Below are 26,955 nucleotides of genomic sequence, written 5' to 3'. Positions count from 1 at the left end.
AAACGCTTCAGAACGTGATCGTCGTGCGCACGCCGACGATCGCTTCATTGCCGATGCGCGTAGCCGGGTCGTTCGGATTGGGAATGCCGCCGCCCGGACGGAATGCGTACTGGAAGTCCGCTTGCAACTGCCACCACGGCGTCACCTGATATTGATACGTCGCTTCGATGAGCGTTTCCGCGCGGCGCACCGGATAGCCCGGCGTCGTGAACACGCCGACGTCGCCGTCGTTGCCGCGCGCGTGCGAGCCGATTTTCGCGTAACTGACGGCGAGGCCCGCCGTGTCGTTGTCGCGTCCCGCGAACGGCGCCTTCAGCGTGACGCCCGCGTTCAGCGCGAAATCGACCACGTTGCGATCGCCCGGCGCGCCCATCACGCGCGCGAATACGTTCAGCGAGCGCGGGCTGTCCGCGCTCGGGCGCCACACCATCTGGTCGGCGACGGCGTAGAGGCCGTAGTCGCCGCGATGCGTCGCGGCGACGCCGTTGCTCGCCGGATCGGCGAGCGGCATGCCGTTCGTGTCGTAGCGCGGATCGTTGAAGCGCTCCGAGTTGTACCAGACCCCCAGCTTGTACATGCCCGGCAGGCCTGCCGGCTGCGGCGCCTTCGGATCGGCGGGCGGCGCGTTGAGCGCGTACTGCAACTCGCCGATGAATAGCGCGCCGTTGTGCAGGTTGAAGTCCGTGCCGTGACGGTTGAGCTGCTGCGCGTCGCCGGCGCCGCCCGCCGGGTTGCCGTCGAACACGCCAGCCATCACCGTCCACGCATCGGACGGCTTGTAGCGCAGCCGCACGCCGAGCGACGACAGCGGGTACGCGGGGCCGCCCGCCGGCATGTCGACGGCGGGCAGCACGGGCCAGCCGAACGTCGCGTTGATGAACGTGCCCGCATACTGGCTCACCATGAATTCCTGATCGAGACTTTGCTGGCCGATCTTCACGTCGGCGCGGCCGCCCGCGAACGACTGCTGGTACCACAGCTCCCAGAGGCGCGTCGTGCCTTCGGCTTCGATGCCGCTCGCGGTCTGCAGCAGTTGCAGATTGCGCGACGTGAGGCTCGTGCCGTGAATCTGCAGGCCCGACACGTTGAACGTGCCGCCGGGCAGGCCGATCGCCTTTTCGGTGTCGACGCTGAAGCCGAATTGCGTGAGGCCGTCGTACGCGCCGCCGCGGCGCGTGCCGCCGGACAGATTGCGCAGGTACTCGCTTGTTTCCTGCAGGTTCAGCGTGATCCCGTGATCGCCGAGCTTGGTGCGCAGGCCGCCCATGTCGCCGAACAGGTTCGAACGCTCCCAGAAGCCGGTGGGAGCGGGCGTGGCGGCGGCATCGGCGGCCTGCGCGGCGGTCGGCGTCTGTGCGCCGTCCGCCGCGGGCGATGCAGGCGATGCGGCGGCCGCGGGCGACGGCTGCGCGACGCTTTCGGGCGACGCGGCGGCGGCATTCGCGGCTTGCGCGAGCGCGGGCGGCGAGACGCCGAGCGACAGCAGCAACGGCAGGCCGGAAACGACGCCGGATTTGACGAGCATGCGATGGATGGTTTTCTTCATGACGAATCGTTGCTTGGATGAATGCGGGCGAGGATACCGCCCGCTCGCCGCTTGAGGTCGCCCGCCGGACACGGCGAACCGTCGGGCTTGCCGGGTGCTTACGAGAACCACCAGCTAACGCGCATCGCCTGATTCAGACCGGTGCGACAACCCGAGGCGGACAGCAGCGCGACGATCCCGACGGCGCCCGCGACGGCGCCGACGATCGCGCAACTGACCGGCCAGACGAGAAACCCCGCGCCCGGCGCCGTGCCGTTGCTCGAAGCGTTCGCCGCATGCGCGAGCGGCGAGATCGACGACACGACGATCCGGTGGCTCGCGAGATGGGCGTAGCGTCCGAGCTTAGCCTTGAAAAATTGAACAAACATGACTTCGCTCCCGTCCGCTCCGGCCTGCGCCGGACGACGTAACGCATCGCTTGCGCGCCGGAAGGCGGCCTGCGACGAGAACTGAACAGAGGAAGCGTGCTGCGGACGGGGCGGACGAAGGCCACCCGCGATGAAGCGCGCTAACTCGACCAATGCGAGCTAGCGGCGAAGGAGAACCAGGCGGCTAGCGCGCGATTGCGTTGCCGGCTTCGACCGGCATCGAACTGCAACTACTGGGGGACGTGTCCACGAGGGACTCTCCTTCTGTGACGAATTGCGGCGGATTGTATGCGTGCCGCGCGTGGGCGCGCAAGTAAAAAACGAATAAAGATGCCGGATCGATCAGCATCCGTCAAAATCGGCGCGTGCGTGCGTGCGTGCGCGCCGCCGCCGCCGCACGACGCACGTTCCGGCTTTCGATGACTTTCCTTTCGCGAGCGATTGAAAGCAACGGGCCCGGTTTCATCGCGTAAAAACTTACAGCGCCGCAAACGCGGAATTTTTTTTCGCGAAGTCGATGAACGTCATTGACATTGAGTTTGTCGCCTACCTAGAATCCGGCCATCTTCACAAATGGGGCATCTGCCTTGGACACCTGCAGTAGTCGATCTTCGAGCAGTTATTTCGCCTGACCGGCAAGACGTCCGCGCCCTTTTCATCGCCGCCGTCGAGCCAACCAGGCAGACGGTGCGCGTCACAGTTCCGAATACCACTCCCCGTGCACCCTTGATTCGCGCCGCATGAGCGCTGCGTTTTCGCGCGCCCGTTCGGCATTCGCCGCGAACCCCGGTTCGCGGCGCGCGTTCGCTCGGCGCTGCCGCATGCTTCGCATGACGGCGCGTCGAGCGCGCGTGTTCGCGTGCGCGCTCGTCGTGCATGCGTGCACGCGGTAAGCCAACCGTCAGACAAGGAGCCGACATGCCGGACTGTGACAGTTATCCCATATGCCGCACCCTCGATCTTTTCGATTTCGATCATCAAGGGAAGCGCGTGGGGCTCGATCGATAAGCGCATCGCGCGCATGAGATTCGGGCACGCGGCTTCCCGCCATGCGCGAGAACCCGCGCCCGGAGAATCATCATGCAATTCGGTCTGCTTCTGTCGCAACTGCCGCACGTCCAGGAATCGCGCGTCCACTACGACGCGATGCTGTCGCTCGAATCCGCCGGCAAGCCGGCGGCCGTCTCGTTCTGGCAGCGTCTGAAAGCGCTGATTTCCTGAAACTCGATGCGCTTCGGCATGCGCCGAGCGCGGCGCCGCGTCGCGGTGCTTGCGCTTCGCGCATGCCGGGGATGCGCGCCGACGAAAACCATACCTACCGGGGAGAACCCATATGTCCACGCCAACCGACGTCTCGCCCCCCATCGCCGTCGAGCGCAGCGCGGTCCTCGATCACGCGCACATCGGCGACATCAAGGGCGCGCTCGGCACGATCGCGCATCACGACACCGCGCCTCGCAGCAACTGGTGGGCGCGTTTGCGCACGCTGCTCGCGATTCTCGGGCCGGGCCTCATCGTGATGGTCGGCGACAACGACGCCGGCGCGTTCGGCACTTATACGCAAGCGGGCCAGAACTATGGCACGACGCTCTTGTGGACGCTGCTGTTGCTCGTGCCCGTTCTGTTCGTGAATCAGGAGATGGTGCTGCGTCTCGGCGCCGTCACGGGCGTCGGTCACGCACGCCTCATCTTCGAGCGCTTCGGCAAGTTCTGGGGCGCGTTCAGCGTGATCGACCTCTTCATCCTGAACGCGCTCACGATCGTCACCGAGTTCATCGGCATCACGTTCGTGCTCGACTTCTTCGGCGTGTCGAAGGTTGCGGGGGTGTGCATTGCCGCGGCGCTCACGATGGCGGCCGTCAGTACGGGCGATTTTCGCCGGTTCGAGCGCTTCGCGGTCGTGCTCTGCCTGCTGAGCCTGCTGCTCGTGCCGGTGCTCGTATCGATCCATCCGCCCGTGCATCAGATGACGCGCGACCTGTTCGTGCCGGGTTGGCCCACGCACGCGAAGCTCTCCGACGTGATGCTGCTCGTGATCGGCATCGTCGGCACGACGATCGCGCCATGGCAGCTGTTCTTTCAGCAAAGCTACGTGATCGACAAGCGGATCACGCCGCGCTTCATGAAATACGAGAAGGTGGACCTGTGGATCGGCATCGTGTTCGTGATGATCGGCGCGATCGCGATGATCGCGTTCTGTGCGGCGCTCTTCGAGGGACGCCCCGAGGCGGGCAACTTCACCGACGCGGGCGGCGTGATCGCGGGCCTCGCGAAGTACGCGGGCCACACGAGCGCGACGCTCTTCGCGATCGCGCTGCTTGACGCGTCGATCATCGGCGCGGCGGCGGTGTCGCTCGCGACCGCGTACGCGATCGGCGACGTGTTCAAGATCCGTCACTCGCTTCATCGCAGCGTGTCGGACGCGAAGGGCTTCTACTTGGTCTATTTCGGCATCGTTGCCGCGGCGGCCGCGCTCGTGCTGATTCCGGGCAGCCCGCTCGGGCTGCTCACGGAAGCGGTGCAGACGCTCGCGGGCGTGTTGCTGCCGAGCGCGACCGTGTTCCTGCTGCTGCTGTGCAACGACAAGGCGGTGCTCGGCCCGTGGGTCAACTCGACGAAACTGAATCTGTTCACGGGCGCGGTGATTTGGGTGCTCGTGATGTTGTCGATTATCCTGACGGCGTCCGTGATGTATCCGGACATGAGCGGCGAGACGATGCTCGAGGTGCTCGCGGGCGGCACGCTGCTCGCGGCGGCGGGCTACGTCGCGACACTCGCGCTGCGCAAGCGCGGCATCGAGCCGGCCGAGCCGGCCGTCGACCGCAGCCTGCGCGACACGTGGCGGATGCCGCCGCTCGACACGCTGCCCGCGCCGCGGATCACGATGTCGACGCGCATCTGGATGGGCGTGCTGCGCGGCTATCTGGTGCTCGCGGTCGGGCTCGTGATCGTGAAGGTCGTGCAGATGGCGTTTTTCAGGTAGCCGGCGCGTGCGGCCGTTCGCAGCGCGCAGCCGGCCGTTTTCCGACGATTCCAATTCTTGCGGGAGCGACAGGATGAAGCGTTACGCGTGGGCTGCATCGATGATCGCGGTGTTGCTGATCGCCGCGTGCACGAGAACGGACGACGACGAAGTGAGCAGCAAGACCAACGATGCGGCCGTCGCGGCGGCCGCCGCATCCGACGTGCCGGCGAGCACCGGCGCCGTGGCGGCCGCGCCCGCATCCGGCGCAAGCGAATGAGCCCAAGCGTGCGCGCGGCGCGCGCCGCGCGTAGTGCCGCTCGCGGGAAAGTAGAGGATTCCTGCGAATGAAAGCCGGACGAAAACCATCCGACATAGTTTGACAGTTGCGCGGGCGGGAGTGAGCTAAGCTGCTTGCGCGCGGCTTCGCGATCGTCGCCGATCGCGCCGCGCGTGCGTGCCTGGTTCGCTGTCGTCCGCCGGAGCGCGCCTTCGCCGATGTTTCGCGCATCGGCTCTCGCGAGCGGTGGCGCCCGGAGTAACGGGCGCTACCGAATGTTACAAAACGCGGCGCTGCATGAATGTCCATGCAATCATGCTCGCTCACGTTCAACCTAAACGGTGATTGCGATGGGAATCTTGAATACGGTAGGTGAGATTGCAGGCGCGGTGGCGGCCGTCGAGGCAGCCGAGAAGGTCGATCCGGATGCCGGCCTGCTGACGAAGGCCGCGGCCGCGGTTGGCGGCTTCAAGGGCGCCGAGGCGCTCGAGAATCTCGTCGAGAAAAAGAAGGACGACGAAGCGGCGGACGGCGAGAACGCCGCCGCGCCGGACAGCGACGCATCGCAGGCGTGACGCGTCGGCGCGAAGATCCGGCATCTCGCGCGACACGAAGCGGAAGGCATCGCCTTCCGCTTTTTTTTCGCCGCGCGCAATCCACAGATGATTGCGGTGCATGACAGTACGCGCGCTCGCGGCCGCACGAAAGGCGAAATCTTGCTATCGTCGGGTCATCGAGGCTTTGATCAGGCGACGCCATGGAATTCGATTACGATCTCTTTGTCATCGGCGCGGGCTCGGGCGGCGTGCGCCTCGGCCGGGTCGCGGCATCCTACGGTGCGCGCGTCGGCATCGCCGAGGAAGAGCAGATCGGCGGCACCTGCGTGCTGCGCGGATGCATTCCGAAAAAACTGCTTGTCTATGCATCGCATTACGGCCATGACGTCGAGGATGCGGCCGGCTTCGGCTGGACCTTCGACATCGGTTTGTTCTCGTGGCCGACGCTCATCGAAGCGAAGGATCGCGAGATCGCGCGCCTGAGCGGCGTCTACGTCGATCTGCTGAACAAATCGGGCGTCGAGATCCATGCGGGGCGCGCGACGCTCGTCGACGCGCACACGGTCGACGTCGCGGGGCGCCGCGTCACCGCGCGGCACATCGGCGTCGCGACGGGCTCGCGGCCCGTCATGCCGCCGATTCCCGGCATCGAGCACGCGATCACGTCGCGCGAGGCGCTCAGCCTGCCCGAGCTGCCCGGGCGGATCGCGATCGTCGGCGGCGGTTACATCGCGGTCGAGTTCGCGGGCATCTTCGACGGGCTCGGCGCCGACGTCGACCTGTTCTATCGCGGCGAGCAGATCCTGCGCGGCTTCGACGACGACGTGCGGCGCGTGCTGCACGACGAGATGACGAAGCACGGCGTCGCGATCCACACGCGCTCGAGCGTCGAGGCGATCGAGCGCGGCGCCGACGGCGCGCTGACGCTCAAGCTCGCGACGGGCGCGTACGGGCCGTACGACGCGGTGCTGTACGCGACGGGGCGCGTCGCGAATTGCGACGCGCTCGGGCTCGAGGCGGCCGGCGTCGCGCGCGATGCGCGCGGCGCGATCGAAGTCGATGCGTATTCGACGACGACGGCGCCGTCGATCCACGCGATCGGCGACGTCACCGCCCGTCCGCAACTCACGCCCGTCGCGACGCGCGACGCCATGCTGCTCGCGGCGAACCTGTTCGGCGGCAAGCGGATCGCGGCCGACCATCGGTACATTCCTTCCGCCGTGTTCAGCCAGCCGGAGGTCGCGACGGTCGGGCTCACCGAGGCGGACGCGCGCGCCGAGTTCGGCGCGCTCGACATCTACAAGACGTCGTTTCGCGCGCTGCGGCACACGCTGTCCGGCCGCGACGAGAAGACGTTCATGAAGCTCGTCGTCGCGCGCGACAGCCAGCGCGTGGTCGGCGCGCACATGGTCGGGCGCGATGCGGCGGAAATCATCCAGGGCGTCGCGATCGCGATTCGCGCAGGCGCGACGAAGGCGCAATTCGACGAGACGGTCGGCATTCATCCGACCGCCGCCGAGGAATTCGTCACGCTGCGGCAGAAGGAACCGGACGACGCGTGACGCGCGCTCGCGCGATGTGCAACGTGCGACATGCGACGTGCGACGTGCGACGTGCGACGTGCGGCGGGCGGCGGATCGCACACGCGGCCGCTCGGGCCGCCGCACCGTGCCGCGGGTAACGGCATGCGCGGGCGTACGCACCGCCGTCAGTTGCCGTTCGACGAGATCGAGCCGCCCGCGCCGACGCAATCCGTCTGATATTTCTGCATCAGCTTTTGCTGCGCATCGTCGATGTCGTCGGGGTAGCCGTTCTCGTCGCCGGCGGAAGGGTTGTAGCCGACCGATTCCAGTTCGGACAATTCGTTCATCAATTGCGCTCGCGTGACGGGCCCGTTCGTGTGCGCGAACGGGTAGTCCGAACATTGCGCGGGCGTGAGCTTCGGCGCGGCGTGCGCGGCGGCGCCGAGCGTCAGCGCGAACGTGCAGGCGAGCGTGCAGACCGGGAATTTCATCTGCGACTCCTTCATGTATTCGATGCTCCGATTCGGGCAGCCGTTGGATTGCCCGGCGATGCCGGCCGAGGCGCCGATCGCGGAATGAAGGCTTAAGCGTCGCGATGTGTCGAAACGGCAACGCACGAGTGACGCGAGTTTCATCCACGCGCATCTGCGAAACAGTGCCTTGAGATTTAGAGCGGATATCTAAATAATTGTTCATGCCGCTGTTCGCGAAACGTCTTGTGCGCGTTGCTATCGTCGGGTTCACGGATGGCGCACGCAACGTATGCCCCGTGTGTGCGGTGCGACGGGCAACGAACCGACGAGACGAGAGTGGGGTTGGCGATGAAGCGGACGGTGAGCGCAATGGTGCTGGCGGCCAGTTTGTTCGCGCCGGCGATGTCGTACGCAAAGGTGCAGGGCGAAGGCGGCCCGATCGCCGACGTGACGCTGATACGGAAGGCCATCGAAAGCGAACGGCGCGCGGCCGATGCTGCCGGTGGCGCTTGCAAAGCGCCTGCGAATGCGTCCGCGCGCACGTGCGGCGATCGGGGCGCGACTGGAAAGGGACGGCGCGCGGCGGGCTGATGCGGTTCACTGCGCGCGCGGCGCATCGTGACGGCGATCACGTACGACATGAAGCGCGAGGCCGATGTCGCGCGTGATCGACTGGTAGATGATCTATCGCGATGCGATGCCTGACGGCGAAACCGCCGACGCGATTCATCACCGGCTCGATCACGAGCGGATGCACGCGAACTATTACGGCTTCTTTCCGGCGAACGGCGCGCATATCGCGGGCGGCGTGCTCGCGTTTGCGCCTGTGCCGGCGGCGTATCGCGAAGGAACGACGCTCGATCATGCGCTGAAGACCGGGGGCGATCAGGTCGCGCCTGTCGTGCGCGCGACGGCCGAAGTGCGCGAACGGCGACACGCTCCTGCTCGCGCGCGACTTCGCCGATCTACGGCACGGGCACCGTCGACGCGTTGCCGTTCAGAATCGGCGGCGGCGTCGTGCCGGGCGGCATCTGCTTGAGCACGGTCTGCGATGCCGACGCCACGTGCGCGGCGGCCGTGCGGATGTCACGCCCGGCTGGAAGCAGATCTTCACGATGCCGTAGCCGCGAATCGTGCGGATCATCGACTGCTCGACTCGAGATGGCGCGTGAGCGATTCGTGCAGCTTCGCGAGGCTATGCGTCGGCAACGCTAAGCTCGCCCGGCCGAGCTCGGTGCGCTGCACGAACAAAACGGCGCCGTCGTACGGCGGTGCTTTTCGATGTGCCAGCATGGCTTTATTTTCGTCGCGTACTGCGGCGAGCGCGGCGGGACTTCCGGAATCGCGGCCGCATCGACGCGCGCAACTGGCTCAGGTACCGGATCGCGGCATCCACGTCCTCGGTATCAAGCAGCGCCGCCGCCTGTTCGATCGAGACCATCGCCGTTTTCTTGCCGCGTTCGTTGAACATTTCGATGCGCATCGGGCGTCACATGACGCGCTTCCTCGCCATTCCTCGCCATTGCAGCGTGCGGGGATTATCGACGGGCGGCGCGCGGTGAAATCTGAAACAAGGCGGCCGGATGAATTTCGTTCGAGGAGTGTTCGTCGCGGCTTGACCGACCGCCGGCGTCGGCATGGCCGGTTCGGACGCGCGTCGGTCGGAGCTCGGCGATCGGCTGCTCCGTGCGCCCACGTGCCTGACGCCCGAACGCGCGTCGGCGGCGCTCGACGGCGGCCGATTTCCGCGTCGACCGGCGCGGCGGGCCGACGGATGTCTGGCCGCCGGCCCGCTGCCGTGCCGCTGAGCGGCTCTCGGGCCTTGTGCGATCACCGTCAGGAAGACACATCGAATCCGCCCGGTTCCGCCCGGAACGCGGAGCCAACGCGGATCGCTCCCGACTCGGACTCGACTCGAGCCCGATTCGAACTCGGGTTGAGTCCGAGTCGAACCGCCGATCGATCCCGGCCGAATCCAATCCTTTGGCCGCGGCAAAGCGCTCGCAGGATGGTTTGAGCCGCAGGCGCATCGCCGAGCCAGGCGCGACGCATCGCCCGCTCTCGGCCGATCCCGAGCAGATCCCGAGCAGATCCCGAGCCGATCCCCCGCAAAGCCCTTCCAGCCGGGCCGCGGCGGCGTTCCGGCCGCGCCCGCGCGGCCCGCCGAATCGCGGCACGGCCGCCGATTCTCCGCGCCGAACGCCCCGAATCTCCGGCCGGCCGCGCCGCGCGCGAGACTTGCCTCATAATCAGGCACAGCCGATACTCTTGGATTCCGCCAAATTCCCCCTTCCAACTGATTGAACGGTTTTCGTCATGACCACGATTCTTGAAAATCTCCCGGCCGGCCAGAAGGTCGGCATCGCGTTCTCCGGCGGCCTCGACACGAGCGCCGCGCTGCACTGGATGCGCATCAAGGGAGCCGTTCCTTACGCGTACACGGCCAACCTCGGCCAGCCCGACGAAGACGACTACGACTCGATCCCGAAGCGCGCGATCCAGTACGGCGCCGAAGGCGCGCGCCTGATCGACTGCCGCGCGCAGCTCGTGGCCGAGGGGATCGCGGCGCTCCAGTGCGGCGCGTTCCACATCTCGACGGCCGGCGTCACGTATTTCAATACGACCCCGATTGGCCGCGCCGTGACGGGCACGATGCTCGTCGCCGCGATGAAGGAAGACGGCGTCAACATCTGGGGCGACGGCAGCACGTACAAGGGCAACGACATCGAGCGCTTCTACCGCTACGGCCTGCTCGTCAATCCGGACCTGAAGATCTACAAGCCGTGGCTCGACCAGCAGTTCATCGACGAGCTCGGCGGCCGTGCGGAAATGTCCGAATTCATGCGCCAGGCGGGCTTCGGGTACAAGATGTCGGCGGAGAAGGCGTACTCGACCGATTCGAACCTGCTCGGCGCGACGCACGAGGCGAAGGATCTCGAAAGCCTCGAGAGCGGCATCAAGATCGTCAATCCGATCATGGGCGTCGCGTTCTGGCATGACGACGTGAAGATCGACAAGGAAGAAGTGACGATCCGTTTCGAAGAGGGCCGTCCGGTCGCGCTGAACGGCGTCGAATACAAGGATGCGGTCGAGCTGCTGCTCGAGGCGAACCGGATCGGCGGCCGCCACGGCCTCGGCATGAGCGACCAGATCGAGAACCGGATCATCGAGGCGAAGAGCCGCGGCATCTACGAAGCCCCGGGGCTCGCGCTGCTGTACATCGCGTACGAGCGCCTCGTCACCGGCATCCACAACGAGGATACGATCGAGCAGTACCGCGAGAACGGCCGCCGCCTCGGCCGCCTGCTGTACCAGGGCCGCTGGTTCGATCCGCAGGCGATCATGCTGCGCGAGACCGCGCAGCATTGGGTCGCGCGCGCGGTCACGGGCGAGGTGACGGTCGAGCTGCGTCGCGGCAACGATTACTCGATCCTCGCCACGCGCTCGCCGAACCTGACGTACCAGCCGGAGCGCCTGTCGATGGAGAAGGTGCAGTCGATGTTCTCGCCGCGCGACCGGATCGGCCAGTTGACGATGCGCAACCTCGACATCACCGATACGCGCGAGAAGCTGCGCATCTACTCGCAGGTCGGCCTGCTGGCGCCGGGCGAGGCGTCGGGGTTGCCGCAGTTGAAGGAAGACCAGGGCGGCAACTGACGCCCTGGCGTGCGCTTGCCGCCGCGCGCGGCCGGGAGCGAACCGACGTTCGCCCCCGGCCGCGAACAAGCGGGGCGGCCGACGTGAATGAAACGCCCGCGCCGCAATCGCGCGGGCGGCGCGCGGCGAAGGCGAAACGGCGTAAAGCCGCGCCGAGCCGCACCAAGCCGCGGACAGCTTCGTTGTCCGCGCCGCCGAGCCGGAGCGAAGGCCGGCCCGCCGTACGCATCAACCGTCTAACGCCGCCGCGATCGCGCGTTCGCAGAACCGATAACAAGAATGGGGGGTGATATGTTCCAGATGCTTCCGTCGATGACGCTCGGCCGACGCCTGTCGGTGTGGTGGTCCTGCATATGGCGCCAGACGCTCGCGAGCGTGCCGGTGTGGATTCTCGGCGTGGCGATCGTCGGTTTGACGATATGGCAAACCCTTCCCGTCGCCGGCCAGCCGCCGAGCGGCAAGGCGATGGCGCTCGCGCTCGTGATCTTCGTCGTCTGTTTCGCGATTTGCCTGCCGATCACCGGATACACGGTGCGCATGGGGTTCGCCGCGCACGCATTGCCGGCGCCCGGCCGATTGTCGTTCGGGCAGGCGCTGATGATCGGATTGACGACGGCCGGCTGGGCCACGCTCGCCGCGTTGCCGATCAGCGCGGTGACGATGCCGCTGCGCCACGGCGGCCATCCGCTCGCCGGCCAGGCGATCGGCCTCGTGCTGAACATCGCGGCCGGCATGTACGTCGTGTTGCCGCGGCAGGCGCGGCGGCTGCGGCTGCAGGCGGGCGAATCGGCGTGACGCCGCGCGCGTCGCGACCGGCGCGCGCGATTCGCCGCCGCGCATGCGCGTTGCACGGCAATTCGATGAAAGGGGAACGTATGAACTGGGGAATCCGCATGCGAGCAACGGTCGCGGCGGCCGCGATGTCGGCGAGCGTCGCGGCGCTCGCCGCCGGCTCCGCGGTGGACGCGGGCCGCTATCTGTACGTCGAAGGCGGAAGCGCGCACGGCGTGCTGACCGTCAAGGGCAATACCTTCAACATCGAAACGATAGGCGGCAACTGCCATACCTGCGCGTTGAGCGGCACGTTCAAGGGGCGCGTCGGCGTCGCGAACGACGGCGGCAACGTCTGCCGGATCGCGGTGTCCGGCGGGCAGGGCGTCGTCAAGCTGGATACGTCGGGCTCCGAAGCGTGCCGGGATTTTTGCGGGATGCGCGCGTCGTTCGACGGCGAATACCGGCGTCCGCCCGCCGCGTGCGCGGATCAGTCGCGGGCCGTGCGCACCGAGCGATCGCACCGGCAATACGCGGCGCACGATTACGGCGCGGCGCGCGCGACGCTCACGTCGCTGCTCGCCGAGTGCAGCGGCTTCATGGACTGGATCGAGCTGGACCGGGCGAAGAGCGATCTGGCGCTCACGGAATATCACCGCGGCGATCGCGCGCAATGCGTGGCCGTGCTGTCCGATACGATCGCCTACCGCGCGCAGCAGGAGCACAGCGAGGCGTTCGGCCTTCCGCCCTGCGATGCCGACAACTACAAGTCGACGGGCGACGCGATCCTGCACAATCTCGCGCTCTGCCAGGCGCCGGCGCAGCGTTGACGTACGGGGGCGGCGCGGCGGTCTCGGCGAATGTCGGGAATGCGACATGCGTCGATCCCGTCGATCCCGTCGATCCCGTCGATCGTGGCGATCGTGCGCCGCCGGAACGTGACGCGGCGCGCGGATCGTGCACCGGGATCGCCGCGACCGCGTCGAGCGCGTAGTGCGGTTGGTGGTCGCGTTTGAGTCGGCGTTGGGGCTCGCGTTCGATTGGCCGTGCGACCGTGCTTCGACTGCCCGACTGCCCGACTGCCCGACTGCCCGACTGCCCGAACACCCGAACACCCGAACACCCGAACACCCGAACACCCGAACACCCGATCACCTCACACCCGATCACCTCACACCCGATCACCTCACACCCCAGCGCTTGACCTTCCCACAGTGGGAAGATGCATCCTCCGATCGCCTCACATCCTTTTGGAGAAGCAGCATGAAACTCGAAGTGAAAGACATGTCGTGCGGCGGCTGCGCGAACGCGATCACGCAAGCGATCACGGCCGTCGATCCTGCCGCGACCGTTTCCGTCGACATCGCGTCGAAAGCGGTCGAAGTCGGCTCGACGCTCGGTGTCGAGCGCGTGGTCGCCATCGTCGAAACTGCCGGGTTCCATCCGGTTGTCGTCGCGCCGTGAGCGACGCACGGGGTTGAGGTACCGCGTTGACTCGCGGGATCGGTGCACGGCGGCGCGCGCCGCCGTGCACCGCCGCCCGCTCAGGTTTTCGCGCGACGCAGCCGCAGCGCGTTGCCGATGACCGACACCGAGCTCGCCGCCATCGCGGCGCTCGCGAGGATCGGGCTCAGCGTGACGCCGAACCACGGATACAGCACGCCCGCCGCGACCGGAACGCCGAGCGCGTTGTAGACGAACGCGAAGAACAGGTTTTGCCGGATGTTCGTCATCGTCGCGGCGCTGAGCGCGCGCGCCCGCGCGATGCCGCGCAGATCGCCCTTCACGAGCACGATCCGGGCGCTGTTCATCGCGACGTCGGTGCCCGTGCCCATCGCAATGCCGACGTTCGCCTGCGCGAGCGCCGGCGCATCGTTGACGCCGTCGCCCGCCATCGCGACGACGTGCCCCTGCCGCTGCAGCGCCTGCACGTACGCGTATTTGTCGGCGGGCAGCACGCCCGCCTTCACGCCGTCGAGCGACAGCGCTTTCGCGACCGCGTTCGCGGTGACGAGATTGTCGCCCGTCAACATCACGATGCTCGCGCCCGATGCCTTGAGCAGCCGCACGGCCTCCGGCGTCGTCTCCTTGATCGGATCGGCGAGCCCGACGTAGCCCGCGAGCCGCCCGTCGATCGCGACGTACATCACGGTCTGGCCGGCTTCGCGCAGGCGGTTCGAATCCGTTTCGACCCACGCGCAGTCCACGGCGAGATCCGCCATCAGACGCGCATTGCCGAGCGCGACCGCCTGCCCGTCGATCACGCCTTTCACGCCCTTGCCGGGCACCGAATCGAACGATTCGACCGGCGCGCGCGCGGCGCCCGCCTGCTTCGCATGCTCGACGATCGCCTGCGCGAGCGGATGCTCGCTCGCGCCTTCGAGGCTGGCCGCGTAGCCGATCAGGGCGTGCTCGCGATGCGGATCGAGCGCGACGACCGTCTGCACGCGCGGCCGGCCTTCCGTCAGCGTGCCGGTTTTGTCGACGACGACCGTATCGACTTTCTCCATCAGCTCCAATGCTTCGGCATCCTTGATGAGCACGCCTTCGCGCGCGCCTCGGCCGACGCCGACGATGATCGACACGGGCGTCGCGAGGCCGAGCGCGCACGGGCACGCGATGATGAGCACGCTGATCGCGACGACGAGCGCGTTCGCGAGCGCGGGAGCCGGACCGAGTGCCGCCCACGCGGCGAACGCGATTGCGGCGAGCGCGATGACGGCGAGCACGAACCATCCGGACACCTGATCGGCGAGCTTCTGGATCGGCGCGCGCGAGCGTGCCGCCTCGGCGACCATCTGCACGATGCGCGCGAGCAGCGTGTCGGCGCCCACTTTCTCCGCGCGCATCACGAACGTGCCCGTCTGGTTGACGGTCGCGCCGGTCACCGCGCTGCCCTCCGTCTTCTCGGCCGGCATCGGTTCGCCGGTGATCATCGATTCGTCGACGCTCGAGTGCCCTTCGACGACGACGCCGTCGACCGGCACCTTCGAGCCGGGCTTCACGCGCAGCGTGTCGCCGACGACGACCGCGTCCAGCGGCACGGTTTCCTCGATGCCGTCGGGCTTCACGCGCACCGCCGTGTGCGGCGCGAGCTGCAGCAGATCGCGGATCGCGCTCGAGGTGCGCGAGCGCGCGCGCAGCTCGAGCACCTGGCCGAGCAGCACGAGCGTCACGATCGCGGCCGCCGCCTCGAAATAGAGCGGGATGTCATGGCCGCTGCGGAACGCCTGCGGAAGCGCGCGGGGGAAGAGCAGCGCGAACGCGCTGAACAGGTAGGCCGCCGAGACGCCGAGCCCGATCAGGCTGAACATGTTCAATCGCCACGCCGCGAAGGACTTCCAGCCGCGCACGAGAAACGGCCAGCCGCCCCACAGTACGACCGGCGTCGCGAGCGCCGCCTGCGCGTATTGCGACCACGACGCCGCCAGCCAGTGCGGCAGCGGCCAGCGCGCGAACAGCGCGTCGATCACGGCGCCGATGTCGAACGGCAGCGCCATCCTGCCCATCGTCATCAGCACGAGCGGCACCGACAGCACGAGCCCGACCCAGAAGCGCTTCGTCATCGATTCGAGCTCTGGGTTTCTCTCGTCGCCGGCGCCCGGCGCGAGCGGCTCGAGCGCCATGCCGCAGATCGGGCAGTCGCCCGGCGCGCTCGCGCGTATCTGCGGGTGCATCGGGCACGTGTAGATCGTGCCCGGCTTCGCCGCGGCTTCGCCGGCCGGCTGCTTCGGCATCCCGACGAACCGTTGCGGCGATGCGCGAAACGCCGTCAGGCACTTGTCGCTGCAGAAGCGATACGTGAGGCCCTGATAGTCGTGTCGACGTTGCGTGTCGATCGGCACCTTCATTCCGCAGACCGGATCGACGGCCGTTGCGCCGGGCGTCGCCGCGTCGCGCCGTTCGTTCGCGCCGTGGTCGTGATCGTGATGGACATGTGCGTCGTGCATGACAAGCGCTCCTGTCGCGTCGATGAATGTCGGTTGCTCCCGCGGCGGCGAGTTTCGTCGAGGCGCGCCGCGTCATCGCATCGCCGTGCCGTGCGGCGGCGAATCGTCGTTCGATGTTGCGCCTTTCCGGCCGGCTTCGCGAGCGTGGGAGACGGAAGCCGCGAGCGGACGTTGCTAGCGGGGATGCTCATCGCCATCTTCGGAATCGAGGCGCGCACCGCTTTCCGAAGCGGTGCGGCGCCGATGGCCGCGATGCATGAAAACATGCGCGAGCGGACACGCGAACAACAACAGATACGGCAGCCAGCCTAGAACGTGGTATCGATGGCGAGGCAGCCACACGAAGGCCGCGATCGCGCCGAGCAAGAGCGCGCCGATCACGACGCGCGATCGCCAATGCGAACGAAGGCCGTGCGCGGCGCTCATCGTCTTGCTCCGCGCGGCGCATCGCAGCCGGCCGGCGGCGGGCGCATGCGCGGCCAGCCGCGCCGACGCACGAGCCGTGCGGCTTCTGTCCGTGCCGATGCCTGCGCGCGGCGAGCCGCCCCGAATTCCGTCACGAACGGGGCGGGGGCCGTTGCAATCGCGAAGCGCTCGCATGTTTTCATGTCGGGAACCTGAGCGTGACTCGGAGGCGAATAATTGCCCCACTGTAGCGCCGGCGGGGCGGCGCGAATTGACCTATCTCAATCGCGCCCCGTTACTTGCCGGCTGGCGTATGGCCCGGCGCGCCATTGCTTGCGAATCCGAAACGACGGAGGCGAGCCGCGCGCACGATTTTTGCTGTCCGTTCGCGCTGGGCGACCGTTGACGCAAATCAAGCTGATCGGGAACCGCATAAGTAGCATCCATTCGAAGCGTGCGCAGCCGATTTACGACTGGCCGTCCGCGATCGGCTGTCCCAAAAACAGGCCGTCCCAAACGGGCCGTCCCAAAGGGTTCGTCTCAAAGGGCCGTCCGAAGCCGGCGATCCCGGAGCGGCCGTCGGCGAGTGGCGCAAGCTTTTCCGGCAAACGGCAACGGAGGTAGCAGATGCGACATCACACTTCGGTCTCGCGCGCCGCGGCGGCGTGGTCATTTCGGTTCCGGGCCGCGTTGCTGGCCATGCTCTCACTCGCGTTGTCCGGCTGCGGCTACAACGCGATCCAGGTGCAGGACGAGCAAGTGACTGCAAGCTGGTCGGAAGTGCTGAATCAGTATCAGCGGCGCGCGGACCTCGTGCCGAATCTCGTCAATACCGTGAAGGGCTACGCGAATCAGGAGCGCGAAGTGCTCACCCGCGTCACCGAGGCGCGCGCGCAGGTCGGCTCGCTTCGCGCGACGCCGGAGCTGCTGTCCGATCCGCAGGCGTTCGCGAAATTCGAGGCGGCGCAAGGGCAGCTGACGTCGTCGCTGTCGCGCCTGCTCGTCGTGTCGGAGAATTATCCGCAACTGAAGTCGGACGCGAATTTCCGCGATCTGCAGGCGCAGCTCGAAGGCACCGAAAACCGCATCGCGGTCGCGCGCAACCGCTACATCCGCTCGGTGCAGGCGTACAACACGACGATACGCTCGTTCCCGAGCAACCTGACCGCGATGGCGTTCGGCTACAAGGAAAAACCGAACTTCTCGGTCGCGAACGAAGCGGAGATCTCGAGGCCGCCGCGCGTCGATTTCGGGAACACGCCGGCGCCCGCGCCCGCTGCCGGAGCGTCGAATTGAAGCTCTTTCGTGCGGCGTGCTTCGCCATCCTTACGTTCGCGTCGCTCGGCGGCGGAGCGTGCCGCGCCGAGCAGCCGGTGCCGCCTCTCGCCGCGCGCGTGACGGACGAGACGGGCACGCTGACGGACGCCGAGCGCGCGACGCTCGAGCAGTCGCTGAAGGATTTCGAGGCGCGCAAGGGCAGCCAGATCGCCGTGCTGATCGTGCCGACGACGCAGCCCGAGACGATCGAGCAGTATTCGATCCGCGTCGTCGAGCAATGGAAGCTCGGCCGCGCGAACGTCGACGACGGCGCGCTGCTCATCGTCGCGAAGAACGATCGCACGCTGCGCATCGAAGTCGGCTACGGCCTCGAAGGCTTGCTGACCGACGCGACGAGCCATCGGATCATCGACGAGGTCATCGTGCCGAGCTTGCGGCGCGGCGATTTCTACGGCGCAATTTCGGCGGGCGTCGGCAGCATGATGCGCGTGATCGAAGGCGAGCCGCTGCCGCCGCCGCGCCCGCGCCGCGGTGAGGATGGCGGGCTCGGCCGCTTGTTGCCCGTGCTGTTCGTGATGGCGATCGCCGCGGGCGGCGTGCTGCGCGCGATATTCGGCCGGCTCGCGGGCTCGGTGGTCACGGGCGGCGTGGTCGGCTTCGTCGCGTGGCTGTTGTCCGGCGCGCTGCTCGTCGCGATCGCGGCGGCCGCGATCGCGCTCTTCTTCACGCTGTTCGGCGGCGGAATGGGCGCGCGCGTCGGCGGGCCGTTCATCGGCGGGCGCGGCGGCTGGGGCGGCGGGCAGGGCGGCTTTCGCGGCGGCGGCGGCGGTTTCGGCGGCGGCGGCGCGTCCGGGAGGTGGTGATGGATATCGGACGAATCGCGAGGCATCTGCTGATGACACGCTGGCGCGTCGCCGCGGCGTTTCCGAAGCGCACGCTCCGCAAGATCGGGCACGCGGTCGAGGCGAGCCACGAGAAGCACGTCGGCCAGCTTCGCTTCGCGGTCGAGGGGGCGCTGCACGCGTCGGCGCTCTTCAAGGGCGTGAGCGCGCGCGAACGGGCGATCGACGTGTTTTCCGAACTGCGCGTCTGGGATACCGAGCACAACAACGGCGTGCTCATCTATCTGCTGCTCGCCGATCACGACGTCGAGATCGTCGCCGATCGCGGGATACACGCGCGCGTCGACAGCGACGACTGGGAGGAGGTGTGCCGCGCGATGGAGGCGGAATTTCGCCGCGGCCGCTTCGAAGCGGGCTCGATCCACGGAATCGAGCGCGTCACCGCGTTGCTCGCGCGGCACTATCCGGCGCGCAAGGCGCCGGGCGACGAGCTGTCGAGCGCGCCCGTCGTGCTGTGAGCCGTGCGCGGCGTCGCGACGCACGGGCGCGATCCGATTGGCTCGGCTCGACGAGACGCGATGCGATGCCGGACAAGCGATGCGCAACCCGCAACCCGATTGCAAGCAACATTCGATACGATCGTGACGAACGATGCACATTCGCTGCGCTATACTCTTGCGCGATGAAGATCCTTCGCCTGCTTCTCGTGCTGCTGTGGTGCGCGACGCTGCCCTTGACCGGGCTGGCGGCGAGCGGCCTCGTCGGCGATTGCCCGATGCAGCAGACGATGTCGATGGGCGTCGACGGCGCGATGCCGCCGTCGCAGGACTGCGAATCGATGAAATCGACGGCTGCCGGCAAGACCGGCAAAGCGAAGATCGTCTTCTGCAAAGTCATGGTGCAGTGCCAGTTCGGCAGCCTCTATCATCCGATGCCGGCGTCTGACGTAGTCCGCCCCGCGGGCGAGAGCCGTCAGGTCGTCTTCCATTACGCGAAGTCGCTTACCGTCCGCGAGCCGGGCGGATTGTGGCGACCTCCGCGCACCGCCTAACCCCGCTCCGACAGGTTCGCCGCACATGCGGCGGGTTCGTCCCGCACTCGGGACGCGGAATCCGTTCGGGATTCCATCGCTGGGGTTCAGCACATGTATTCGACATATCGCGCGCCGCGTGGCCGGCGTGCGCGCCTGCGCGCGCGCACGCTCGTCGCGGCGCTCACTTTCGCGAGCGCGGCCGCCGCGTTCGCTCAACCGGCGCCTTTCACGCTCGACGCCGCATTGCAATCGGCGACCGATCGATCGGCGGCGATGCAGGCGGCGCAGGCTTCCGTCCAGGCGAGCGCCGAGGCCGCCGTCAAAGCCGGGCAGCTGCCTGATCCGATGCTCAAGGCCGGCATCGACAATCTGCCGATCGACGGCCCGCAACGCTTCACGATCGGTCAGGAATCGATGACGATGCGCCGCATCGGCATCGCGCAGGAATGGGTGTCGGGCGACAAGCGCCGGCTGCGCACCGCGCTCGCGAACGAAGTCGTCGGCCGCGAGCGCGCCGGCTATCTGCTGCAACTCGCAAGCGTGCGCCAGCAGACGGCGGTCGCGTGGCTCAACGCGGCCTATGCGAAGAAGGCGCTCGCGCTGCAGCGCGAGCTCGTCGACGAGATGAGCCGCGAACTTGCCGCGACGCAGGCCGCCTATCGCGGCGCGAAGGCGACGGCCGCCGACGCGGTGCAGGCGCGCGCGCTGCTCGCGCAGACGCGCGACCGCCAATCGAACGCTCAGCAGGCGTTCGACACCGCATTGATCGGCTTGTCGCGCTGGACTGCCGTGCCGGTATCCGACGTGTCGGGCGAGCCGCCCGCGCCGGTGTCGTTCGTGCCGTCGCTGCCTCCGGACGAACTGAGCCACGTGCAGCCGACGCTCATCGCGGCGGACGACGACGTGGCGGTTGCCGACGCCGATGTCGCCGTCGCGAGCAGCGAGCGCCGCCCGAACTGGACGTGGGAGATCGCGTATCAGCAGCGCGGCGCGCCGTACGCGAACATGGTGTCGATCGGCGTCACGATTCCGCTGCCGATCGATCGTCGCGACCGGCAGGATCGCGACGTCTCGCAGAAGCGCGCGCTCGCAACGAAGGCGCGGCTGATGTACGAGGACGCGCGGCGGCAGGTCGAGGCGGACATTCGCACGCAGTCGGCGACGCTCGCGAGCGGCCGCGCGCGGCTCGCCGAGCTCGATCGATCGCTGCTGCCCGCGGCCGACGAGCGCGTGCGGCTTGCCGACGCCGCGTATCACGCGGGCGCGGGCTCGCTCGCCGACGCGTTCGCCGCGCGCCGCGCGCGGCTCGATGCGCGTCTGCAAGTGCTCGATCTCGAACGCGACGTCGCGCAGAGCTGGGCGCAGCTCGAATATCAGATCGTCCCGTCGGCGACGCTCGCCGCACAATGAAGGAGCGAACATGAACCACACTCGCTTGACGCGTGCGATGCTGATGACGTTCGCCGCCGTTTCGTTATTGTCCGCCGGCTATTTCGCGGGCGCCCGCTTTGCGCCGCGCGTGCACGCAGCCGCGGCGGCGTCCGCGGCCGGCGCGGCGAATCGCCCAACCGCCGCAACCGCCGCCGGCACGGTCGACCCGAAGACGGGCAGAAAGGTGCTGTACTGGCACGACCCGATGGCGCCGAACCAGCATTTCGACAAGCCCGGCAAGTCGCCTTTCATGAACATGCCGCTCGAACCTGTCTACGCGGACGACGGCGGCGGCGACGCGGGCGTGCGCATCGATCCCGGCCTGCAGCAGAACCTGGGCATTCGCTATGCGAGCGTGCGACGGCGCGACGTCGACGAAGGATTCGACGCGGTCGGTACGACGCAATTCGACGAATCGCGCGCGGTGGTCGTGCAGTCGCGCGTGACGGGCTATATCGACCGACTGTACGCGAACGCGCCGATGCAGCGCATCGCGAAGGGCGCGCCGGTCGCGTCGCTGTTCGTGCCGGATTGGCTCGCGCCGCAGGAGGAATATCTCGCACTCAAGCGCGGTGGAATGGATGCGGAGCTGCTTGCCGCGTCGCGCGCGCGAATGCGTGCGCTGTCGATTCCCGACGGCGTGATCGCGAGCCTCGACCGGACGGGCCGCGCGCAGACGCACGTCGTGCTCGCGTCGCCGGAGGCGGGCGTCGTCGGCGAGCTGAACGTGCGTGACGGCGCGATGGTGACGCCCGGGCAGACGATCGCGAAGATCGCGGGGCTGTCGACGCTGTGGCTCGTCGTCGACGTGCCGGAGGCGCTCGCCTCCGGCGTGCGGCCCGGCATGCGCGTGGACGCGACGTTCGCGGGCGATCCGCAGCGGCGCGTGAGCGGCGTGATCCGCGAGATCCTGCCGGGCGTCAATGCAACGACGCGCACGCTGCAGGCGCGGCTCGAGATCGATAACCACGCGTTCACGCTGACGCCGGGCATGCTGATGCGCGTGCGCGTGGACGCGCCGCATGCGGCGCCGCGGCTCGTCGTGCCGTCCGACGCCGTGATCGCGACGGGCAAGCGCTCGGTCGTGATCGTCAGGATGGCAGACGGTCGGCTGCGGCCGGCTGAGGTGGCGATCGGCCGCGACGTCGGCGACGAGACCGAGGTGCTGGCCGGGTTGAACGAAGGCGAAACGGTGGTTGCATCCGGACAGTTCCTGATCGATTCCGAAGCGAGCCTGAAATCGGTGTTGCCGAGGCTCGAAGCCGAGGCGGCCGGCGCGCGCGCGACGACGGCCGACGCCGCGACGGCGCGCGCGACAAGCGCAACGAGCGCAACAAGCGCGACAAGCGCGACAAGCGCGACAAGCGCGACAAGCGCGACAAGCGCGACAAGCGCGCAAACGTCATCGTCGTCCCCGTCGCCTGCGCACGCGAGCGCCGCCTCGCCGGTTTACGAAACCACCGGCAAGATCGAGAAGATCACCGCGGCCGACATCACGTTCTCGCATCAGCCGGTGCCGGCGCTCGGTTGGGGCGCGATGACGATGTCGTTCGGCAAGCCCGCGCCCGCCGCGTTCGCGAACGTGAAGCCGGGCGATACGGTGCGCTTCGCGTTCCAGGGCACCGACGACGGCTATCGGCTGACGAAGGTCGAACCGATCGGAGGCGCACGATGATCGCGCACGTCATTCGATGGTCGATTCGCAATCGCCTTCTCGTGCTGCTCGCGACCGCGCTCGTCGCCGCGTGGGGCGCGCTATCGCTGAACCGCACGCCGCTCGACGCGCTGCCGGATCTGTCCGACACGCAGGTGATCGTCAAGGCGTCGTATCCGGGCAAGGCGCCGCAGGTGGTCGAAGATCAGGTGACCTATCCGCTCACGACCACGCTGCTCGGCGTGCCGGGCGCGAAGACGATCCGCGCGTATTCGTCGTTCGGCGATGCGTTCGTCTACGTGCTGTTCGACGACAAGACCGATCAGTACTGGGCGCGCTCGCGCGTGCTCGAGTATCTGAATCAGGTTCAGAGCCGGCTGCCGCAGGGCGCGAGCGTCGCGCTCGGGCCGGACGCGACGGGCGTCGGCTGGGTCTACGAGTACGCGCTCGTCGATCGCAGCGGGCGGCACGATCTCGGCCAGCTGCGCGCGCTCAACGACTGGTTCCTGAAGTTCGAGCTGAAGGCCGTGCCCGACGTCGCGGAAGTCGCGAGCATCGGCGGGATGGTGCGCCAATATCAGGTGGTGCTCGATCCCGACAAGCTGCGCGCGTTCGGCATCACGCAGGCCGACGTCGCCGGTGCGCTCGGCAAGGCGAACAGCGAATCGGGCGGCTCGGTCGTCGAGATGGCCGAATCCGAGTACATGGTGCGCGCGAGCGGCTACCTGCGTACGCTCGACGACTTTCGCAACGTCGTGCTGCGCGCGAGCGACGCCGGCACGCCGGTGCTGCTCGGCGACGTCGCGCGCGTGCAGATCGGCCCGGAAATGCGGCGCGGGATCGCCGAGCTGAACGGCGAAGGCGAAGTCGCGGGCGGCGTGATCGTGATGCGGTCCGGCAAGAACGCGCTGTCGACGATCGAGGCCGTGAAGGCGAAGCTTGCCGATCTGAAGCGCTCGCTGCCCGCGGGCGTCGAACTCGTGACGACGTACGACCGCTCGCAACTGATCGAGCGCGCGGTCGACAACCTGAAGGACAAGCTCGTCGAGGAGTTCGTGATCGTCGGGCTCGTATGCGCGGTATTCCTGTTTCATCTGCGCAGCGCGCTCGTCGCGATCCTGTCGCTGCCGCTCGGCGTGCTCGCCGCGTTCATCGTGATGCGCTATCAGGGCGTCAACGCGAACCTGATGTCGCTCGGCGGCATCGCGATCGCGATCGGCGCGATGATCGACGCGGCCGTCGTGATGATCGAGAACGCGCACAAGCATCTCTAGGCTCACGAGCATGCGCACCCGGGCGAGCCGCTGCCGAACGCCGCGCGCTGGGAGCTGATCGCCGCGTCGGCGGCGGAAGTCGGGCCCGCGCTGTTCTTCTCGCTGCTGATCATCACGCTGTCGTTCATTCCGGTGTTCGCGCTCGAAGGTCAGGAGGGCAAACTGTTCGCGCCGCTCGCATTCACGAAGACGTATACGATCGCCGCGGCGGCGGGCTTGTCGGTCACGCTCGTGCCGGTGCTGATGGGCTACCTGATTCGCGGCCGCATTCCGCACGAGGCGTCGAATCCGCTGAACCGGCTGCTCGTGCGGCTCTATCGGCCGCTTCTCGAAGCGACGCTGAAGCGGCCGTGGTTTGCGATCGGCATCGCGGTCGCGGCGCTCGTCGTCACCGCGATTCCGGTGTCGCGTCTCGGCGGCGAGTTCATGCCGCCGCTCGACGAAGGCGATCTGCTGTACATGCCCACCGCCTTGCCCGGCATTTCCGCGCAGAAGGCGGCCGAGCTGCTGCAGCAAACGGACCGTCTGATCAAGACGGTGCCCGAGGTCGCGACCGTGTTCGGCAAATCGGGCCGCGCGGACACCGCGACCGATCCGGCGCCGCTCGAGATGTTCGAGACGACGATCCGTTTCAGGCCGCGCGACGAATGGCGGCCCGCAATGACGCCCGAGAAGCTCGTCGACGAGCTCGATCGCGTCGTGAAGGTGCCGGGCCTGTCGAACGTCTGGGTGCCGCCGATCCGCAACCGGCTCGACATGCTGTCGACCGGCATCAAGACGCCGGTCGGCGTGAAGATCTCCGGCCCGGATCTCGCGCAGGTCGAGCGGATCGCAACGCAGGTCGAAGCGGCGGTGAAGGGCGTGCCGGGCGTCGCGTCGGCGCTCGCCGAGCGGCTGAACGGCGGGCGCTACGTCGATGTCGACATCGACCGGCGCGCGGCTGCGCGCTATGGCCTTTCGATCGGCGACGTGCAGGCCGTCGTCGCATCGGCGATCGGCGGCGAGAACGTCGGCGAGGTGATCGCGGGCCGCGAGCGCTTTCCGATCAACATCCGCTATCCGCGCGAGGTGCGCGATTCGCTCGAAAAGCTGCGGCAATTGCCGATCGTCACCGGGCGCGGCGCGCAGATCCTGCTGCGCGACGTCGCCGCGGTGACGATCGCCGACGGGCCGCCGATGATCCGCAGCGAGAACGCGCGGCTGTCGGGCTACGTGTATGTCGACATTCGCGGCGTCGATCTGAAGACGGCTGTCGATGCGATGCAGCGCGCGGTCGCGCAGCGGGTCGCGCTGCCGCCCGGCTATTCGATCGCGTGGTCCGGGCAGTTCGAGTATCTGGAGCGTGCGGCCGCGACGCTGCGCGCGGTGATTCCGGCCACGCTCGTCGTGATTTTCGTGCTGCTGTTCGTGACGTTCGATTCGGCGGCCGACGCGCTGCTGCTGATGACGACCGTGCCGTTCGCGCTCGTCGGCGGATTCTGGTTCGTCTGGATGCTGGGCCATGCGGTGTCGGTCGCGACGGCGGTCGGCTTCATCGCGCTCGCCGGCGTGGCGGCCGAGTTCGGCGTCGTGATGCTGCTGTATCTGAAGAGCGCGTACGCGCGGCGCGTCGCCGCCGGCGAGCCGCCGACCGAGGCGATGCTCGCCGACGCGATTCGCGAAGGCGCGGCGCTGCGCGTGCGGCCGAAGGCGATGACGGTCGCCGTCGTGCTCGCGGGCCTCGTGCCGATCATGTTCGGGCACGGTTCGGGTTCCGAAGTGATGCAGCGAATCGCCGCGCCGATGGTGGGCGGCATGGTCACGGCGCCGCTGCTGTCGATGTTCGTCATTCCCGCTGGGTGGATGCTGCTGCAGCGCCGCCGCGTGCGCCGAGCGATGCGCGCGCGGCGTTCCCCCGTTGCCGGCCGCGCTGGCGCGGATTTTTCTTCCCTTGATACCGGAGAACCTCAATGAAGCAATCGATCGTGTTGCTGATCACGCTCGCGGCCGCGGCCGCTCCCGCCATCGCCGCCGACGGGATGGCGGGCATGAACATGCCGATGTCGTCGCACGATGCGTCGCGGCAATCCGACGCCGCGTTGACCGACGCGGTGGTCCGGAAAGTCGACCCCGCGGCCGGCATGGTCACGCTCGAGCATGGCGCGCTCGATAACGTCGGGATGCCGCCGATGACGATGGCGTTCAAGGCGAAGGACGCGGAGATGGCGGCGCGCGTTCGCGCGGGCGACAAGGTGAGGGTGCGCGTCGAGAACGTGGGCGGCGTGCCGACCATCGTGAAGCTCGAGAAATAAGCGTTCCGCGCATCGGGCCGGCCGGCGGCGGCCGGCCCGTTCGCGATGCTTCGGTCGCGCGCGCATCGGGTTGCGCGGCGCGGGCGTCGCGCGCGCGGCCGCCGCTCGAAACGCAGCGAAATTTCCGGAGAAAGGGCGCTCGCTGTCACGAGCGATGAACTATTGTTCTAGATATCCGTGTTGCAGCGCCGACGGAATGGCGCCTACGCGCGACCCGCGCCCCGTCCGGGCCGGCCGCCGTCGATTCGTCAATTGAGGAGGCGAAAGATGCAGCGATTGGAACATGCGCTCAGGCGCGTCAAGGTCGGCACCGGCACGCCGATCGATTTCTCCGGCACCTGGAAGAACGAGCTCGGCTCGACGATGCGGATCGAGCAGTCGGGCGACAGCGTGTCGGGCACGTACGAGAGCGCGGTCAGCGAAAAGGGCGGCTCGACGAGCGGCGATCTGATCGGCTATGTCGACGGCAATCTGATCGCGTTCGTCGTCCACTGGGATCAGTTTCAGGCGATCACCGCGTGGGTCGGGCAATGCGAGCCCGGCACGTCGAACGACAGGATCAACACGCTGTGGCAGATGACGCAGCAGGTGGAGGCGGGCGAGGAGTGGGCGTCGATCAACGCAGGCGCCGATACGTTCGTGAGGGATTGAGGCGGGAAG

At 67.9% G+C, this 26,955-nt stretch carries 24 protein-coding genes and 1 pseudogene; 18 read left to right on the top strand and 7 right to left on the bottom strand.

Annotation, left to right across the window (positions count from 1 at the left end; translation table 11 throughout):
- Nucleotides 1–7: 7 nt before the first annotated feature.
- Nucleotides 8–1,546, bottom strand: a complete 1,539-nt coding sequence (locus WS91_RS08295) for a carbohydrate porin (protein WP_059670100.1) — start codon at nt 1,544–1,546, stop codon at nt 8–10.
- Nucleotides 1,547–1,644: 98 nt separating this feature from the next.
- A complete protein-coding gene (locus tag WS91_RS08290; protein WP_038748370.1) occupies nt 1,645–1,914 on the bottom strand; it encodes a hypothetical protein in 270 nt (89 codons plus the stop codon).
- A gap of 1,080 nt (nt 1,915–2,994) precedes the next feature.
- On the opposite strand from WS91_RS08290, the gene WS91_RS36730 reads away from it, so the two are divergent.
- The 5 genes from WS91_RS36730 to gor all read left to right on the top strand — a co-directional run bounded on the left by WS91_RS36730 (nt 2,995) and on the right by gor (nt 7,275).
- Nucleotides 2,995–3,135 carry a hypothetical protein gene (locus tag WS91_RS36730; RefSeq protein ID WP_038748367.1) on the top strand — a complete coding sequence of 47 codons (141 nt, stop codon included), beginning with the start codon at nt 2,995–2,997 and terminating at the stop codon, nt 3,133–3,135.
- Nucleotides 3,136–3,247: 112 nt separating this feature from the next.
- Nucleotides 3,248–4,897: an NRAMP family divalent metal transporter gene (locus tag WS91_RS08280; protein ID WP_038748366.1), complete on the top strand. Its 1,650-nt coding sequence runs from the start codon at nt 3,248–3,250 to the stop codon at nt 4,895–4,897.
- Nucleotides 4,898–4,970: 73 nt separating this feature from the next.
- Entirely contained in the window at nt 4,971–5,156 is a 186-nt protein-coding gene (locus WS91_RS08275) for a hypothetical protein (protein WP_038748365.1), read from the top strand.
- A 350-nt stretch (nt 5,157–5,506) separates the two neighbouring features.
- Entirely contained in the window at nt 5,507–5,731 is a 225-nt protein-coding gene (locus tag WS91_RS08270; protein WP_038748363.1) for a hypothetical protein, read from the top strand.
- A 182-nt stretch (nt 5,732–5,913) separates the two neighbouring features.
- On the top strand, nt 5,914–7,275 hold the full coding sequence (gor, locus tag WS91_RS08265) for a glutathione-disulfide reductase (protein ID WP_059578286.1): 1,362 nt from the start codon (nt 5,914–5,916) through the stop codon (nt 7,273–7,275).
- Nucleotides 7,276–7,421: 146 nt separating this feature from the next.
- On the opposite strand, the gene WS91_RS08260 is transcribed toward gor, so the two are convergent.
- The 3 genes from WS91_RS08260 to WS91_RS37235 form a co-directional block, all read right to left on the bottom strand.
- Nucleotides 7,422–7,727 (bottom strand): DUF4148 domain-containing protein, encoded by a 306-nt coding sequence (locus tag WS91_RS08260; protein WP_038748633.1) that lies wholly within the window; start codon nt 7,725–7,727, stop codon nt 7,422–7,424.
- A 176-nt stretch (nt 7,728–7,903) separates the two neighbouring features.
- A complete protein-coding gene (locus WS91_RS35655; RefSeq protein WP_156432329.1) occupies nt 7,904–8,350 on the bottom strand; it encodes a hypothetical protein in 447 nt (148 codons plus the stop codon).
- 656 nt (nt 8,351–9,006) lie between these two features.
- Complete coding sequence (locus tag WS91_RS37235; protein ID WP_197430323.1) at nt 9,007–9,192, bottom strand: hypothetical protein; 186 nt, start codon at nt 9,190–9,192, stop codon at nt 9,007–9,009.
- 833 nt (nt 9,193–10,025) lie between these two features.
- Here WS91_RS37235 and argG point away from each other — a divergent pair.
- The 4 genes from argG to WS91_RS08225 all read left to right on the top strand — a co-directional run bounded on the left by argG (nt 10,026) and on the right by WS91_RS08225 (nt 13,601).
- Nucleotides 10,026–11,366: an argininosuccinate synthase gene (gene argG / locus WS91_RS08240; protein ID WP_038748355.1), complete on the top strand. Its 1,341-nt coding sequence runs from the start codon at nt 10,026–10,028 to the stop codon at nt 11,364–11,366.
- A gap of 291 nt (nt 11,367–11,657) precedes the next feature.
- Nucleotides 11,658–12,161, top strand: coding sequence for a hypothetical protein (locus WS91_RS08235; RefSeq protein WP_038748353.1), 504 nt, complete (start codon nt 11,658–11,660; stop codon nt 12,159–12,161).
- A 98-nt stretch (nt 12,162–12,259) separates the two neighbouring features.
- Nucleotides 12,260–12,967, top strand: a complete 708-nt coding sequence (locus WS91_RS08230) for a hypothetical protein (RefSeq protein ID WP_059578396.1) — start codon at nt 12,260–12,262, stop codon at nt 12,965–12,967.
- Between the two features lie 433 nt (nt 12,968–13,400).
- On the top strand, nt 13,401–13,601 hold the full coding sequence (locus tag WS91_RS08225) for a heavy-metal-associated domain-containing protein (protein ID WP_038748349.1): 201 nt from the start codon (nt 13,401–13,403) through the stop codon (nt 13,599–13,601).
- 80 nt (nt 13,602–13,681) lie between these two features.
- On the opposite strand, the gene WS91_RS08220 is transcribed toward WS91_RS08225, so the two are convergent.
- Both WS91_RS08220 and WS91_RS08215 read right to left on the bottom strand, forming a co-directional pair.
- Nucleotides 13,682–16,087 (bottom strand): heavy metal translocating P-type ATPase, encoded by a 2,406-nt coding sequence (locus tag WS91_RS08220; protein WP_059670098.1) that lies wholly within the window; start codon nt 16,085–16,087, stop codon nt 13,682–13,684.
- Between the two features lie 174 nt (nt 16,088–16,261).
- The gene (locus tag WS91_RS08215) at nt 16,262–16,468 is read right to left on the bottom strand and encodes a DUF2933 domain-containing protein (RefSeq protein ID WP_231752000.1); all 207 of its coding nucleotides are present in this window, start codon (nt 16,466–16,468) and stop codon (nt 16,262–16,264) included.
- A gap of 651 nt (nt 16,469–17,119) precedes the next feature.
- Between WS91_RS08215 and WS91_RS08210 the strand changes: the two genes are divergently transcribed.
- The 9 genes and pseudogenes from WS91_RS08210 to WS91_RS08170 all read left to right on the top strand — a co-directional run bounded on the left by WS91_RS08210 (nt 17,120) and on the right by WS91_RS08170 (nt 26,946).
- Nucleotides 17,120–17,788 (top strand): LemA family protein, encoded by a 669-nt coding sequence (locus tag WS91_RS08210; protein ID WP_059670097.1) that lies wholly within the window; start codon nt 17,120–17,122, stop codon nt 17,786–17,788.
- Entirely contained in the window at nt 17,785–18,633 is an 849-nt protein-coding gene (locus WS91_RS08205; protein ID WP_059670096.1) for a TPM domain-containing protein, read from the top strand. Before WS91_RS08210 ends, WS91_RS08205 begins: the two co-directional genes overlap by 4 nt.
- Nucleotides 18,633–19,130 (top strand): TPM domain-containing protein, encoded by a 498-nt coding sequence (locus tag WS91_RS08200; RefSeq protein WP_038748342.1) that lies wholly within the window; start codon nt 18,633–18,635, stop codon nt 19,128–19,130. Before WS91_RS08205 ends, WS91_RS08200 begins: the two co-directional genes overlap by 1 nt.
- 164 nt (nt 19,131–19,294) lie before the next feature.
- Nucleotides 19,295–19,663, top strand: coding sequence for a hypothetical protein (locus WS91_RS08195; RefSeq protein ID WP_038748341.1), 369 nt, complete (start codon nt 19,295–19,297; stop codon nt 19,661–19,663).
- Between the two features lie 93 nt (nt 19,664–19,756).
- The gene (locus WS91_RS08190; RefSeq protein WP_059670095.1) at nt 19,757–21,055 is read left to right on the top strand and encodes a TolC family protein; all 1,299 of its coding nucleotides are present in this window, start codon (nt 19,757–19,759) and stop codon (nt 21,053–21,055) included.
- A 10-nt stretch (nt 21,056–21,065) separates the two neighbouring features.
- Nucleotides 21,066–22,751 (top strand): efflux RND transporter periplasmic adaptor subunit, encoded by a 1,686-nt coding sequence (locus tag WS91_RS08185; RefSeq protein ID WP_059670094.1) that lies wholly within the window; start codon nt 21,066–21,068, stop codon nt 22,749–22,751.
- Nucleotides 22,748–25,957 (top strand): annotated as a pseudogene (locus WS91_RS08180) (efflux RND transporter permease subunit). The gene WS91_RS08185 and the pseudogene WS91_RS08180 overlap by 4 nt, the downstream one beginning before the upstream one ends.
- Complete coding sequence (locus WS91_RS08175) at nt 25,954–26,295, top strand: copper-binding protein (RefSeq protein ID WP_038748333.1); 342 nt, start codon at nt 25,954–25,956, stop codon at nt 26,293–26,295. Before WS91_RS08180 ends, WS91_RS08175 begins: the two are co-directional and overlap by 4 nt.
- Nucleotides 26,296–26,562: 267 nt before the next feature.
- Nucleotides 26,563–26,946, top strand: a complete 384-nt coding sequence (locus tag WS91_RS08170) for an avidin/streptavidin family protein (RefSeq protein ID WP_038748331.1) — start codon at nt 26,563–26,565, stop codon at nt 26,944–26,946.
- The last annotated feature ends 9 nt before the right edge of the window (nt 26,947–26,955 follow it).

The organism is Burkholderia sp. MSMB1498 (genome assembly GCF_001526245.1).
GTDB lineage: Bacteria > Pseudomonadota > Gammaproteobacteria > Burkholderiales > Burkholderiaceae > Burkholderia > Burkholderia savannae.
Note: the sequence above shows the minus strand (reverse complement) of the source record. Positions and strands in the feature narration are given on the sequence as shown.

Coding starts and splice junctions, on each gene's coding strand:
- WS91_RS08295 (WP_059670100.1), bottom strand. CDS start 1,546: ATGAAGAAAACCATCCATCGCATGCTCGTCAAATCCGGCGTCGTTTCC.
- WS91_RS08290 (WP_038748370.1), bottom strand. CDS start 1,914: ATGTTTGTTCAATTTTTCAAGGCTAAGCTCGGACGCTACGCCCATCTC.
- WS91_RS36730 (WP_038748367.1), top strand. CDS start 2,995: ATGCAATTCGGTCTGCTTCTGTCGCAACTGCCGCACGTCCAGGAATCG.
- WS91_RS08280 (WP_038748366.1), top strand. CDS start 3,248: ATGTCCACGCCAACCGACGTCTCGCCCCCCATCGCCGTCGAGCGCAGC.
- WS91_RS08275 (WP_038748365.1), top strand. CDS start 4,971: ATGAAGCGTTACGCGTGGGCTGCATCGATGATCGCGGTGTTGCTGATC.
- WS91_RS08270 (WP_038748363.1), top strand. CDS start 5,507: ATGGGAATCTTGAATACGGTAGGTGAGATTGCAGGCGCGGTGGCGGCC.
- gor (WP_059578286.1), top strand. CDS start 5,914: ATGGAATTCGATTACGATCTCTTTGTCATCGGCGCGGGCTCGGGCGGC.
- WS91_RS08260 (WP_038748633.1), bottom strand. CDS start 7,727: ATGAAATTCCCGGTCTGCACGCTCGCCTGCACGTTCGCGCTGACGCTC.
- WS91_RS35655 (WP_156432329.1), bottom strand. CDS start 8,350: ATGTCGTACGTGATCGCCGTCACGATGCGCCGCGCGCGCAGTGAACCG.
- WS91_RS37235 (WP_197430323.1), bottom strand. CDS start 9,192: ATGCGCATCGAAATGTTCAACGAACGCGGCAAGAAAACGGCGATGGTC.
- argG (WP_038748355.1), top strand. CDS start 10,026: ATGACCACGATTCTTGAAAATCTCCCGGCCGGCCAGAAGGTCGGCATC.
- WS91_RS08235 (WP_038748353.1), top strand. CDS start 11,658: ATGTTCCAGATGCTTCCGTCGATGACGCTCGGCCGACGCCTGTCGGTG.
- WS91_RS08230 (WP_059578396.1), top strand. CDS start 12,260: ATGCGAGCAACGGTCGCGGCGGCCGCGATGTCGGCGAGCGTCGCGGCG.
- WS91_RS08225 (WP_038748349.1), top strand. CDS start 13,401: ATGAAACTCGAAGTGAAAGACATGTCGTGCGGCGGCTGCGCGAACGCG.
- WS91_RS08220 (WP_059670098.1), bottom strand. CDS start 16,087: ATGCACGACGCACATGTCCATCACGATCACGACCACGGCGCGAACGAA.
- WS91_RS08210 (WP_059670097.1), top strand. CDS start 17,120: ATGCGACATCACACTTCGGTCTCGCGCGCCGCGGCGGCGTGGTCATTT.
- WS91_RS08200 (WP_038748342.1), top strand. CDS start 18,633: ATGGATATCGGACGAATCGCGAGGCATCTGCTGATGACACGCTGGCGC.
- WS91_RS08195 (WP_038748341.1), top strand. CDS start 19,295: ATGAAGATCCTTCGCCTGCTTCTCGTGCTGCTGTGGTGCGCGACGCTG.
- WS91_RS08190 (WP_059670095.1), top strand. CDS start 19,757: ATGTATTCGACATATCGCGCGCCGCGTGGCCGGCGTGCGCGCCTGCGC.
- WS91_RS08185 (WP_059670094.1), top strand. CDS start 21,066: ATGAACCACACTCGCTTGACGCGTGCGATGCTGATGACGTTCGCCGCC.
- WS91_RS08175 (WP_038748333.1), top strand. CDS start 25,954: ATGAAGCAATCGATCGTGTTGCTGATCACGCTCGCGGCCGCGGCCGCT.
- WS91_RS08170 (WP_038748331.1), top strand. CDS start 26,563: ATGCAGCGATTGGAACATGCGCTCAGGCGCGTCAAGGTCGGCACCGGC.